We start from the raw sequence: 11,442 nt of genomic DNA, 5'->3' as shown, positions 1-11,442 counted from the left end.
TTAACCATACCAACAATTTGGCAGGGAAGACGGATCGCAAACCATGAATCGGGACGCATCACAATTCGCGGGCGCAACCGGGAACAAAAATCGCCAATGCGTGTTTCTTGTCCATTCAGATTGCGGATGAAATGAAGGAAACACACCATGCTTGGCACGATACTTCTGGTTATCCTCATTCTGCTCTTGATCGGAGCCTTGCCGAATTGGGGTTATAGCCGTGGCTGGGGCTATGGACCTGCCGGCGGTTTGGGGCTAGTTCTCGTCATTATCATTATCCTTGTACTAATGGGCCGCATCTAAAGCCCGACAACCTGGGGAGTTACGACATGATGAAGAAGATTGTTCTTATTGGCGCGCTCGTAGGCGCTCTCGCATCCTGCACGGCGACCGAGCAGGGCACGGCGATCGGAGCCGGCACCGGCGCGGTCATCGGCGGCGCCGTTACCAACAGCTGGGGTGGTGCCGCTGTCGGCGCCGTTGCCGGCGGCCTGACCGGCGCCCTGATCGGCCAGTCGGTCGAACGGCGCGGCTACTGCATCTATCGCGACCGCTACGGCCGCCGCTACGAGGCCCGTTGCCGCTACTGACCGGCAAACTCATATCGGACTTCCCAACGGGCGCTTCGGCGCCCGTTTTTCTTTGCCGGCCGCAGCCGTCAGCGCCAACAGTGGCATGCGGACAGAAAGGGAGCGCATCCAGCCGGATGCGCTCCTTTTTCAATCCACGTGATCATTTCGAAATCGATTCCGATCTCGGAGAATGAGCTAGACGAAGAACTGCCCGCCATTGGCTGTCAGCGTCGAACCGGTGATGAAGCCGGCATCGTCGGAGACGAGGAAGGTGACGCAACGCGCGATCTCTTCCGGCTCGCCGAGACGACCGACGGGTATCTGGGGAATGATGCGCTCGTTCAGCACTTTCTCCGGCACGGCAAGCACCATTTCCGTTCCGATGTAACCGGGGCAGATGGCGTTAACCGTGATGTTTTTCGCCGCCCCTTCCTGGGCAAGCGCCTTGGTGAAGCCGAGATCGCCGGCCTTGGCGGCCGAATAGTTCGCCTGGCCCATCTGGCCCTTCTGGCCGTTGATCGAGGAGATATTGACGATGCGCCCGAAGCTGCGGTCGCGCATCCCGGTCCAGACCTGATGCGTCATGTTGAACAGGCCGGTGAGATTGGTATTGATCACCTCGTGCCACTGCTGCGGCGTCATCTTGTGGAACATTGCATCGCGGGTGATGCCGGCATTGTTGACGAGAATCTCGACCGGGCCGATCTCGCTTTCAACCGTGGCGATCCCTTCACCGCAGGCAGCATAGTCCGAAACGTCCCACTTGAATACGGCGACGCCGGTGACCTCGTGGAAGGCTCTGGCCTTCTCCTCATTGCCGGCATAAGTCGCCGCAACCCTGTAGCCTGCGTTTTTCAGCGCCATGGATATGGCTGCGCCGATGCCGCGTGTACCTCCGGTGACCAGAGCCACTCTGCTCATGTTCCGCTCCCCTTGTGTTTTCGCCCGCGCGGGGCGGGGTTTCAATCAATGACGATCGTATGGTGTGCTATTAAAATGCCTCGAAGCACATGGCGACACCCATGCCGCCGCCGATGCAAAGCGTAGCCAGGCCCTTCTTGGCGCCGCGGCGCTTCATTTCGAACAGCAGCGTGTTGAGAACGCGCGCGCCGGAAGCGCCGATCGGATGGCCGATGGCAATCGCCCCGCCATTGACGTTGACGATGGCAGGATCCCAACCCAGATCCTTGGTGACGGCGCAGGCTTGTGCCGCGAAAGCCTCGTTGGCTTCGACGAGATCGAGATCGCCAACCGACCAGCCGGCCTTTTCCAGCGCCTTGCGGGACGCCGGGATCGGGCCGGTGCCCATGATTGAAGGATCGACGCCCGCCGTTGCCCAGGAAACGATGCGGGCGAGCGGCTGGATGCCGCGGCGGACCGCTTCCGCTTCGCTCATCAACACCGCTGCGGCAGCGCCGTCATTGAGGCCGGAGGCATTCGCAGCGGTCACCGTGCCGTCCTTGTCGAAGGCCGGCCGCAGCTTGCCCATCGCCTCCAGCGTCGCGCCGTGGCGGATATATTCGTCGGCATCGACGGTAATGTCGCCCTTACGGGTCTGGATGACATAGGGGATGATCTCGTCGGCAAAGCGGCCGGCTTTCTGGGCGGCCTCCGCCTTGTTCTGCGAAGCGACGGCGAACTGATCCTGTTCGTCACGCGAAAGCTGCCATTGACGCGCAATATTCTCGGCCGTGATGCCCATGTGATAACCATGGAAGGCATCGGTCAGGCCGTCCTTGATCATTGTGTCGACCATCTTCGTGTCGCCCATCTTGACGCCGCCGCGCAAATGCACGGCATGCGGCGCCATCGACATGGATTCCTGACCGCCGGCAACGATGATCTTGGCATCGCCGGTGGCAATCTGCTGCATGCCGAGCGCGACGGCGCGCAGGCCCGAGCCGCACAGTTGGTTGACGCCCCACGCCGTCGCTTCCTTCGGAATACCGGCCTTGATCGCCGCCTGGCGGGCCGGGTTCTGGCCTTCGCCCGCGGCCAGCACCTGGCCGAGGATCACCTCATCGACTTCGCCGGCATCGACGCCGGCGCGTGCGAGCGCGCCCTTGATGACCGCCGCGCCGAGTTCGTGCGCGGGGACCGTTGCGAAAGCGCCGTTGAACGAACCGACGGCGGTCCGGCCTGCGCTGGCGATGACGATGGGTGAATTGCTCATGGGGAGGCTCCTCGTTTTTCGTCCCACTAACATAAGGGGAAACTGGCAAAGCTTTGAGCACAAGTCAAACGCGAAGACCGGCCGCCGCCATTTTTCGGCGGCGGGCCCGTAAAGCCAATTCGTATGATCTGTTAAAGGTTTGCCGCATCGCACAAAGAGATTGTCACCGGCCTTCTTTTGCGTTTACAGTCTGAAGTGGAGGAACATCCATAAATCAGACGGGGGTTCAGGAGACTGATATGGCGAAGAATGAGGGTCAGATAGTCATCAAGAAATACGCCAATCGCCGCCTGTACAATACAGGCACCAGCACCTATGTGACGCTGGAAGATTTGGCGGAGATGGTGAAGAAGGGCGATGATTTTATCGTCCAGGATGCAAAAAGCGGGGATGATATCACCCATTCGGTGCTGACCCAGATCATCTTCGAACAGGAATCGAAGACCGGCAACACACTGCTCCCGATCTCCTTCCTGCGTCAGCTCATCACCTATTACGGCGACCAGATGCAGATGGTCGTGCCGAGCTTTCTCGAACATTCGATGCGCGCCTTTGCCGAACAGCAGGCGCAGATGCGCGAGCAGGTGAACCGCGCCTTCGGCGAAACGCCGCTCGGCAAGAACCTGCAATTGCCAATGCAGATGGTCGAGGACCAGGTTCGCCGCAATACCGAACTGTTTCAGCAGGCCATGCAGATGTTCTCGCCCTTCATGACGCCGCCGGCGGCCAAGGAAAGTCGCAAGGCCGAGGCCAAGGATATCGACGAGCTGAAGGAACAGCTCCGCGCCCTTCAGAACAAGCTCGATAACCTATAGGCCGATCGAGACATCCCGCCCGGCGCTTCGGATCGAAACGGCAAACCCGCCGATCACATCGATCAGAGCGATCGTCATCAGAATGAAGAATACCTGTGTCGCAGCGTCCTGGACGAGCAGAAACTCGACCAGGAAGGCGATGAACACCAGCATCGACAATATGTGGTTGATGAGGTTGCCGGGGCCGGTTCTGGTTGCCTTCAGGATTTCGAAGAAGAGCACGACGAGCGCTATGACGATGAAGAGATCGCCTAGCGCCATGCTCCAGATCGCGCCCGAGAGCATCGACAGCACAATGATATCGTGCTTCAGCACTGCAATGCCGCCATCGCCCATCAGGCCGAGCATCGCCAAATTGTAAAGAATAAACGGGATAATCATCAGCGGCATTGCGGCTATCATCGGCAAATCTCCTGGCGCCAGGAGAATACTGCGCTAAACCGCCGTCCCACTTCAAGCCGCTGCAACTATTATATTTGCCGATAACCCCGCTGCGGAGAAATACAAAAGGCCGGCATGACGCCGGCCTTGAAAATCTTCGATCGGACAAGCCGGATCGAGAAATTATGCGCTTTCCTTCGGCGTCAGAACCTGGCGGCCGCGATACATGCCGGTCTTCAGGTCGATGTGATGCGGGCGGCGCAGTTCGCCGGAATTCTTGTCTTCGACATAGGTCGGAGCCTTCAGCGCATCAGCCGAACGGCGCATGCCGCGCTTGGACGGGCTCGTTTTTCTCTTCGGTACAGCCATTTCTCTTACTCCACTTGCGGGCAAAACATTCCCACGGCCAGACTGGCGGCCGAAACGGACATGTCGCGATTTCGGAAATTTTGCGCGCTTATACATGCAAGGGGCGGCCTTGACCAGTCCCCATGAATATTTTTTGCGAGCCGTTGATTCCTCGCTCAGACTTCGTCTTCCGCCACGATCCAACGCTCGGCGCGGGCCGCCTCTTCCCATTTCCGCCACGCCGGATGCGCCTTCATCGTCGTCATATAGGCAAGCGTCTCGTCCCGATCGACGAGATCATAGATGTCGAACCGGTTGACGACAGGCGCAAACATCGCATCCGCTCCGCTGAAGGCACCGAAGAGAAAGGGTCCGCCGGATTTCTGCAGAAGGTCGCGCCAGATCGTCTCGATGCGGCGGATATCGGCGTCGACGCCATCCGGCAAGACGATCCTGGCCCTCGGCCGGCGGATATTCATCGGGCAGGCGCCACGCAGGGCCCGGAAGCCCGACAGCATCTCCATCGAAACCGAACGGGCGAGCGCCCGCGCAGCGCGATCCCTCGGCAGAAGACCGGCTTCGGGATAAAGCTCGGCGGCATATTCGATGATCGCCAGCGATTCCCAGATCTTCAATGCGCCGTGCTGCAGCACCGGCACATTGCCGCTCGGCGAGATGGCCTTGATGTCGGGATTGCCGCCGGGATAGTCGAAGGGGATCAGGACTTCCTCGAAACCGACACCGGTGCCGGTCAGCGCTATCCAGGCCCGGAACGACCAGGAGGAATAATTCTTGTTGGCGATGTAGAGCGTCGGTCTGTCCATGGGTTTGTCCTGTTCAGGTGTCGAATTCGAAGATCAGCAGTTCGTGGAAATGGTTCATGTCCTCGAACACGCAGAATGCCGGCGGCGTCATCTCGAAAACAGCAGCCTCGCGGCGGATATCCTCTGCCACGCCGTCAAGCATTGCCTGCCAGCGCGGCAGGGCTTCGTCCTCCAGCCGTTCGATTGGATAGGCGAAGGTAATATGGAACTTGTAGTCCATGTGGTTCGGTTGGCGATAACCGAGAAGATCGGCAAGTGCGTCGCGCCAGGCGCGCATGATCTTGCGGTCCTGCTCGGTTGCCCCATCGACGAGCAGTCCCGACGGCTGAGCGTCGACGACGGCGATCTTGAAGGGCTCGGCCATCGAAAAACCTTCGAGCCGTGCCGCCAGGAGCTCGGTCATGTCGTCGATCGGCGTATCGAGAGAGAGATCACGCGGCCAGTAATCCTGCCGGCGTCTGGTCTCGATGATACCTTCGAAAAGCGTCATGTGAAGGCTGGAGATCGGCGTGAAGAGGAACTGTTCGGCCTCGGGCATCGCCAGATATTTCTCGCGCGCTTCGATCAGCACCGTCTGCGTCCGCGACGCCTTCTCGACATGACAGACGATGGTACTGCCGGCCTCGGGCAGAAAGCCGCCGACCCTGCGATAACGGCTGCCGAGGTGAGCGGGCGGGCTCGGATTGTGCGTCTTCGAATAGAGGAGCAGTTCGGGAGAAAAGGTCGTGGCCGTCATGGTCGACTGAGGGACTCCGATTGGACTGCACCGCCCATATGGCAGAACCAAGAATGTCAGATGACGCTTGCGGCTTCTACCGCCATTCCAGCAAAAATGTGATTTGGTTTTCCCGGCTTAAGCGCAATGATCTCAATCATAGAGGCATTTGACGTAATCGCCGGAACCCTGCGCACGCCTCTCGATCACGCCGGCCAGCCGACGAAGGCCTCGTCCGGGCTTGCCGGCATTGCGGTCGATCGGGTTCGGGAGCGAGACGGCAAGCAGCGATGCCTGCCGCCGCGTCAGCTTCGAGGCCGGCACCTTGAAATGATGTTGGGCTGCCGCCTCGGCGCCGTAGATACCGGGACCCCATTCTGCAATGTTGAGATAGATTTCCATCAGCCGCCGTTTCGACAGAACGAAATCCGTGGAGACGGCCAGCGGAAGCTCCATCGCTTTGCGCACGAAGGAGCGGCTGTTCCAGAGAAAGAGGTTCTTGGCCGTCTGCATCGGGATGGTGCTGCCGCCGCGGGTTGCCTGACCTTTCAGCGTATCCTCGACCAGCATGCGCATCTCGGCCCAGTCGACGCCGCCGTGAAAACAATATTGCCCGTCCTCGGACATCATCACCGACTGCACCAGGGCCGGAGAGATCTCGTCCAGCGACACCCATCTGCGGTCATAACCGCGCAACAGCACGAGATCGCGCAGCATCAGGGTCGAGACCGGATGGATGAAGGGCAGCAGATAGAAAAAGATCAGGACGTAGGGAAGGACGATCAGAGCCAGCACGGCAAGAACGATACGCTTCAGCACAGGCCGATTTTCGAACCATCGCCGACGGGCCGGCATGTCGGCGATATCCTCTGTCTCCGGCGCTATATCCAAAATGTCCCCAGTCCACTTCGCTCCCTGTCGTTCTCATAACGCCTGTGAGGCGCTTATGCCAGAGCACATGGGAAATCTTGCAGTAGCCATCGACAATTCCGTTGCAAGCCCCCTTGCCCCATGCCAAACAGCGCCGATGGACGCGAACCGGGACACTTTCGAGACGAGGCTGAAGAACAACGCCCGCGAGATCGAGGCGCTGCTCGACGCATTGCTGTTGCCGAACGCCCTTTCCGATGAAATCGCCAGGCCCGAGACCCTGCGCAGCGCCATGCACTATGCGGTGCTGAACGGCGGCAAGCGGCTGCGTCCATTCCTGGTCGTCGAAAGTGCCGCTCTTCTCGGCGGTGATGCGCAGGCCGCCCTTCGTATCGGCGCCGCGCTCGAATGCGTGCACTGTTATTCCCTCGTGCATGACGATCTGCCGGCCATGGACGACGACGACATGCGCCGCGGCAAACCGACGGTGCACATCAAGTTCGATGAAGCCACCGCGATCCTCGCCGGCGATAGCCTGCTGACCTACGCCTTCGACATTGTCGCAGCACCGGAAACGGCGCTTCCCGATGCCAGCAAGGCATCGCTGGTGCTGGCACTTGCGCGCGCCGCCGGTCTCGGCGGCATGGCCGGCGGCCAGGCGCTCGATCTGGCGGCGGAAAAACAGGCTCAAGACGAAGCCGGCATTATCCGCCTGCAGGCGATGAAAACGGGTGCGCTGATCCGCTTTGCCTGCGAGGCCGGCGCCATCATCGCGGGAAGCCCGCAGGACGATCGCCGCCGCCTGCGCGCCTTCGGCGAAAAGATCGGCCTTGCCTTCCAGCTCGCCGACGACATTCTCGACCTGACCTCGGATGCCGCTACCATGGGCAAGGCGACCGGCAAGGATGCGGCCCGAGGCAAGGGAACGCTCGTGGCGCTGCACGGCATGGAATGGGCCGAGACCGAGCTTCGCCGGCATGTCGCCGACGCCGAGGCGCTGCTGGCTCCCTACGGCGCCCGCGCATCGACCCTCATCGCCGCGGCGCATTTCATCGCCGACCGGAAGAACTAACTGACCGATCAGGCTGCCAATATTTCCTCGAGAGCGGACACCAGACGGGCGCATTCCTCGTCTGTGCCGATGCTGATGCGCAGGAATTCCGAAATACGCGGCTTGGCGAAATGCCGGACGAGCACACCGCGCTCCCGCAGCGCGGCTTGAAGCGCGGCGCCCGATCGGCTTTCGTGCCTTGCGAAAACGAAATTCGCCTGAGACGGCAACACCTCGAAATCCAGCGCTTCGAGTTCCCGGACGAGAGCGTCCCGGCTGGCGATGAGCTTCTTCCGGCACGTCTCGAACCACGCCTCGTCCTTGATCGCCGCCGTCGCGGCGACCTGTGCCAGGCGATCGAGCGGGTAGGAGTTGAAGCTGTCCTTGACGCGCACCAGCGCCTCGATCAGCTCCCGCTGCCCCAACGCAAAACCGACGCGCAGACCCGCAAGCGAGCGGGATTTCGACAGAGTCTGAATGACCAGCAGATTGGGGTATTTGGAAATGAGCGGGACGGCGCTCTCTCCGCCGAAATCGACATAGGCCTCGTCGATCGCCACGACCGCATCCGGATGGGCGGCGACAAGCGCCTCTATATCGGCAAGCGGCAGGCCGATGCCAGTCGGCGCATTCGGATTGGGGATGAGGATCGCGCCGCACGGCCTGTCGTAATCCGCCAGCCGTATCCGGAACCTGTCGTCGACAGGCACTTCGATCGTTTCAATGTCGTATAGCAGGCTATAGGCTGGATAGAACGCATAGCTGACATCTGGGTAGAGAAGCGGCCGCTCGTGTTTCAGCAGCGCCTGAAACGTATGAGCGAGCACCTCGTCGGAGCCGTTGCCGACGAAGACTTCATCTGCTCCCAGACCGAAACGAACGGCGATCGCCTCGCGCAATTCCGTGGCTGCGGGATCGGGATAGAGCCGAAGACGATCGTCCGTCGCTTGCTCGATCGCCTCGAGCGCTCTGGGAGACGGACCGTAGGGATTCTCGTTGGTGTTAAGCTTGATCAGGCCGGGAATACGGGGCTGCTCGCCTGCGACATAGGGCCGAAGCTTACTGACGATGGGCGACCAGTACCGGCTCATCTAGACTCGCCGGTCTTCATTCCGCCGCCGTCCGTTGGCCGAAGCGCTTCTCGATATAATCGACGACAAGTGCTTCGAAATCAGCGGCGATATTGGGGCCGCGCAGCGTCAGCGCCTTCTTGCCGTCGATGAAAACAGGTGCTGCCGGCGTCTCGCCGGTGCCGGGAAGCGAAATGCCGATATCGGCGTGCTTGCTTTCACCCGGTCCGTTGACGATACAGCCCATGACGGCGACATTCAGCGCCTCGACGCCTGGATATTTCTCGCGCCAGACCGGCATGTTCTTGCGGATATCGTTCTGGATGTTCTGGGCCAGTTCCTGGAACACCGTCGAGGTCGTGCGCCCGCAGCCGGGACAGGCAGCGACGACCGGCACGAACTGGCGGAAGCCCATGACCTGCAGGATTTCCTGCGCCACCTGGACTTCGCGCGTGCGGTCGCCGTTCGGCTCCGGCGTCAGCGACACGCGGATCGTATCGCCGATGCCATGCTGCAGCACGAAGCCCATCGCGGCCGACGAGGCGACGATGCCCTTGCTGCCCATGCCGGCCTCGGTGAGGCCGAGATGCAGCGCGTGGTTGGAGCGCTCGGCGAGCATGGAGTTGACGGCGATCAGATCCTGCACCTGGCTGACCTTGGCCGAGAGGATGATGCGGTTGCGCGGCAGGCCGATTTCCTCGGCAAGCGCTGCGGAAAGCAGCGCCGATTGGACGATCGCCTCGCGCGTCACCTGCCGGGCCGAAAGCGGCGAACCGGCTGCAGCATTCGCATCCATCAGCGCCGTCAGCAGGTCCTGATCGAGCGAGCCCCAGTTGACGCCGATGCGCACCGGCTTATCGTAGCGGATCGCCATCTCGATGATCTCGGCGAACTGCTTGTCCTTCTTGTCCTTGAAGCCGACATTGCCGGGATTGATGCGGTATTTCGCCAGTGCCTCGGCGCAGGCGGGATGATCGGCGAGCAGCTTGTGACCGATATAATGGAAGTCGCCGATCAGCGGCACGTCCATGCCGAGCCGCAGCAGCCGCTCGCGGATCTTCGGCACGGCAGCCGCACTCTCGTCGCGGTCGACGGTGATGCGCACCAGCTCCGAGCCTGCCCGGTGGAGCGCCGCGACCTGGGCGACGGTCGAATCGATATCGGCCGTATCGGTATTCGTCATCGATTGCACGACGATCGGCGCGCCGCCGCCGACGATGACGCCGCCGACATCGACGGCAACGGAAGCCCGGCGCGGTTTCGGATCAAAATCGGCGGCTGACAACATCGATTGCTCTTGCACCCCTTAAAATGGTGCCTTTCAGGTGGATCATGACCGCTTTCTTGTCAACCGCCCCCTATATCACTTTTGTTTGGAGGCGGCTCAATGGCCGCCTCCGGAAACTCCGTCGGCATAATGGGCCAGCTTCGAAAACGCGAGAACGAACAGCAGCAGCACCGGCAGCGCCATAAAGACCACGGCAAAACCGATATGTTCAGCAACGAAACCGATCAGCGACGGTGCGACGAGCATGCCGGAATAACCCATCGTCGTGACGACGGAGATGCCGATGCCGGGTTTAAGGCCGGGAATATTGCCTGCCGCCGAGAATGCGATTGGCACCATGTTGGAAATGCCGATGCCGCAAAGAGCAAAACCCAGGATGGCGATCTCGGCATCCGGCGCAAGGCCAGCAAGCAACATGCCGACGATGGCAAAAAGCGTGCAGATGCGTAGCGTCTTGACGCCTCCGAGGCGATCGCGCACCAGATCGCCGGCAAAGCGCATGGTCGCCATGGTCGCCGAAAAGGCTGCGAAACCGAGACCGGAAAGGGCGACCGAGGCATCCATTTCCTGCCGGAGATAGAGCGCGCCCCAATCCAGAACCGCGCCTTCCGGCACCATGGAGAACAGCGCCATCAAGCCGAGCAGCCACGGCAGCGGCACCATCGGCAGCCGCGTCTTCTCCTTCTTGGCATCGGGATGGGGCGGATCGGCAAGGATCATCGGCCAGGCGACGGCAACGAAAATCGCCGCCAGCACGGTCGCCAGTTGGGCATGGCCGAGAATGCCGAGCTTGGCGATCACGATGCCGCCGAGGCCGGAGCCGATCAGGCCGCCGAGGCTCCAGAAGGCGTGGCAGGAGGACATGATGGCGCGGCGCATGGATTTTTCGACAGAGACGGCGTTGGCATTCATCGCCACATCCATGGCGCCGATGAAGCCCCCGAACAGGAAGAGTGAGATGGCCGCGGTGATCACGTTCGGGGCGAGCGTCAAAGCCAGGAGCAGCGGCAGCACGCAAACGGCGGTTGCCCGAACGACGACACGCGAGCCCAGTTTGGCGATCTGCGCGCCGGCGATCGGCATCATGACCAGCGAGCCGACACCGAAGACGATGATCATAAGCCCGAGCTCGAACTTGGAGAGCCCGAGACGCTCGGCAAAATCCGGGATTTTCGGCGCCCAGCAGCCGACGACGAAGCCGTTCATGAGAAAGAGCAGGGAAACGGCCGCCCTGCTTCTGGTGATGAAGCCGCTCCTGGCTCCCCGCGGTGCACTCACATGACTGTCCATTTCTCGGTCTTTCCTCATTGCCGGTCTAAACAAGCCGGTTTTTCT

At 61.1% G+C, this 11,442-nt stretch carries 14 protein-coding genes; 4 read left to right on the top strand and 10 right to left on the bottom strand.

Annotated features, from left to right (window positions below):
• Nucleotides 1-147 precede the first annotated feature (147 nt).
• Both N2597_RS19655 and N2597_RS19650 read left to right on the top strand, forming a co-directional pair.
• Nucleotides 148-303 carry a DUF3309 family protein gene (locus N2597_RS19655; protein WP_009991901.1) on the top strand — a complete coding sequence of 52 codons (156 nt, stop codon included), beginning with the start codon at nt 148-150 and terminating at the stop codon, nt 301-303.
• A 26-nt stretch (nt 304-329) separates the two neighbouring features.
• A complete protein-coding gene (locus tag N2597_RS19650; RefSeq protein ID WP_009991900.1) occupies nt 330-590 on the top strand; it encodes a YMGG-like glycine zipper-containing protein in 261 nt (86 codons plus the stop codon).
• Nucleotides 591-767: 177 nt separating this feature from the next.
• On the opposite strand, the gene phbB is transcribed toward N2597_RS19650, so the two are convergent.
• Nucleotides 768-1,493: a beta-ketoacyl-ACP reductase gene (gene phbB, locus N2597_RS19645; RefSeq protein ID WP_009991898.1), complete on the bottom strand. Its 726-nt coding sequence runs from the start codon at nt 1,491-1,493 to the stop codon at nt 768-770.
• A gap of 70 nt (nt 1,494-1,563) precedes the next feature.
• Nucleotides 1,564-2,745, bottom strand: a complete 1,182-nt coding sequence (locus N2597_RS19640) for an acetyl-CoA C-acetyltransferase (protein ID WP_183745098.1) — start codon at nt 2,743-2,745, stop codon at nt 1,564-1,566.
• A gap of 239 nt (nt 2,746-2,984) precedes the next feature.
• On the opposite strand from N2597_RS19640, the gene phaR reads away from it, so the two are divergent.
• A complete protein-coding gene (gene phaR / locus N2597_RS19635) occupies nt 2,985-3,560 on the top strand; it encodes a polyhydroxyalkanoate synthesis repressor PhaR (RefSeq protein ID WP_009993948.1) in 576 nt (191 codons plus the stop codon).
• Here phaR and N2597_RS19630 read toward each other — a convergent pair.
• The 5 genes from N2597_RS19630 to mtgA all read right to left on the bottom strand — a co-directional run bounded on the left by N2597_RS19630 (nt 3,555) and on the right by mtgA (nt 6,719).
• Entirely contained in the window at nt 3,555-3,962 is a 408-nt protein-coding gene (locus N2597_RS19630; protein WP_038691948.1) for a hypothetical protein, read from the bottom strand. The two genes, phaR and N2597_RS19630, sit on opposite strands and share 6 nt — an antisense overlap.
• 162 nt (nt 3,963-4,124) lie before the next feature.
• Entirely contained in the window at nt 4,125-4,310 is a 186-nt protein-coding gene (gene rpmF / locus N2597_RS19625) for a 50S ribosomal protein L32 (RefSeq protein ID WP_003543812.1), read from the bottom strand.
• A 155-nt stretch (nt 4,311-4,465) separates the two neighbouring features.
• On the bottom strand, nt 4,466-5,113 hold the full coding sequence (locus N2597_RS19620) for a glutathione S-transferase family protein (RefSeq protein ID WP_183597831.1): 648 nt from the start codon (nt 5,111-5,113) through the stop codon (nt 4,466-4,468).
• A 13-nt stretch (nt 5,114-5,126) separates the two neighbouring features.
• Nucleotides 5,127-5,849, bottom strand: coding sequence for a DUF1868 domain-containing protein (locus tag N2597_RS19615; protein ID WP_009995962.1), 723 nt, complete (start codon nt 5,847-5,849; stop codon nt 5,127-5,129).
• A gap of 132 nt (nt 5,850-5,981) precedes the next feature.
• The gene (gene mtgA, locus N2597_RS19610) at nt 5,982-6,719 is read right to left on the bottom strand and encodes a monofunctional biosynthetic peptidoglycan transglycosylase (RefSeq protein WP_038691942.1); all 738 of its coding nucleotides are present in this window, start codon (nt 6,717-6,719) and stop codon (nt 5,982-5,984) included.
• Nucleotides 6,720-6,855: 136 nt separating this feature from the next.
• Here mtgA and N2597_RS19605 point away from each other — a divergent pair, with 136 nt between their 5' ends.
• A complete protein-coding gene (locus N2597_RS19605; protein WP_183597829.1) occupies nt 6,856-7,770 on the top strand; it encodes a polyprenyl synthetase family protein in 915 nt (304 codons plus the stop codon).
• An 8-nt stretch (nt 7,771-7,778) separates the two neighbouring features.
• Here the strand turns inward: N2597_RS19605 and hisC are convergent, their stop codons facing one another.
• The 3 genes from hisC to N2597_RS19590 form a co-directional block, all read right to left on the bottom strand.
• Nucleotides 7,779-8,840, bottom strand: coding sequence for a histidinol-phosphate transaminase (gene hisC, locus N2597_RS19600; protein ID WP_183597827.1), 1,062 nt, complete (start codon nt 8,838-8,840; stop codon nt 7,779-7,781).
• A gap of 16 nt (nt 8,841-8,856) precedes the next feature.
• Nucleotides 8,857-10,107 (bottom strand): flavodoxin-dependent (E)-4-hydroxy-3-methylbut-2-enyl-diphosphate synthase, encoded by a 1,251-nt coding sequence (gene ispG / locus N2597_RS19595; RefSeq protein WP_077992307.1) that lies wholly within the window; start codon nt 10,105-10,107, stop codon nt 8,857-8,859.
• 96 nt (nt 10,108-10,203) lie between these two features.
• Entirely contained in the window at nt 10,204-11,397 is a 1,194-nt protein-coding gene (locus N2597_RS19590; protein WP_106796983.1) for an MFS transporter, read from the bottom strand.
• Nucleotides 11,398-11,442 lie beyond the last annotated feature (45 nt).

The sequence above is a fragment of the Rhizobium sophoriradicis genome (genome assembly GCF_025200795.1).
In the GTDB taxonomy this organism is placed as follows: domain Bacteria; phylum Pseudomonadota; class Alphaproteobacteria; order Rhizobiales; family Rhizobiaceae; genus Rhizobium; species Rhizobium sophoriradicis.
This window is presented reverse-complemented; position numbering and strand designations above follow the sequence as displayed.

Excerpts from the sequence above, each read along its gene's own strand:
- N2597_RS19620 (WP_183597831.1), bottom strand. The coding sequence starts at position 5,113 with ATGGACAGACCGACGCTCTACATCGCCAACAAGAATTATTCCTCCTGG.
- N2597_RS19605 (WP_183597829.1), top strand. The coding sequence starts at position 6,856 with ATGGACGCGAACCGGGACACTTTCGAGACGAGGCTGAAGAACAACGCC.
- rpmF (WP_003543812.1), bottom strand. The coding sequence starts at position 4,310 with ATGGCTGTACCGAAGAGAAAAACGAGCCCGTCCAAGCGCGGCATGCGC.
- N2597_RS19630 (WP_038691948.1), bottom strand. The coding sequence starts at position 3,962 with ATGATAGCCGCAATGCCGCTGATGATTATCCCGTTTATTCTTTACAAT.
- N2597_RS19650 (WP_009991900.1), top strand. The coding sequence starts at position 330 with ATGATGAAGAAGATTGTTCTTATTGGCGCGCTCGTAGGCGCTCTCGCA.
- N2597_RS19590 (WP_106796983.1), bottom strand. The coding sequence starts at position 11,397 with ATGGACAGTCATGTGAGTGCACCGCGGGGAGCCAGGAGCGGCTTCATC.
- phbB (WP_009991898.1), bottom strand. The coding sequence starts at position 1,493 with ATGAGCAGAGTGGCTCTGGTCACCGGAGGTACACGCGGCATCGGCGCA.
- ispG (WP_077992307.1), bottom strand. The coding sequence starts at position 10,107 with ATGTTGTCAGCCGCCGATTTTGATCCGAAACCGCGCCGGGCTTCCGTT.
- N2597_RS19655 (WP_009991901.1), top strand. The coding sequence starts at position 148 with ATGCTTGGCACGATACTTCTGGTTATCCTCATTCTGCTCTTGATCGGA.
- N2597_RS19640 (WP_183745098.1), bottom strand. The coding sequence starts at position 2,745 with ATGAGCAATTCACCCATCGTCATCGCCAGCGCAGGCCGGACCGCCGTC.
- phaR (WP_009993948.1), top strand. The coding sequence starts at position 2,985 with ATGGCGAAGAATGAGGGTCAGATAGTCATCAAGAAATACGCCAATCGC.
- hisC (WP_183597827.1), bottom strand. The coding sequence starts at position 8,840 with ATGAGCCGGTACTGGTCGCCCATCGTCAGTAAGCTTCGGCCCTATGTC.
- N2597_RS19615 (WP_009995962.1), bottom strand. The coding sequence starts at position 5,849 with ATGACGGCCACGACCTTTTCTCCCGAACTGCTCCTCTATTCGAAGACG.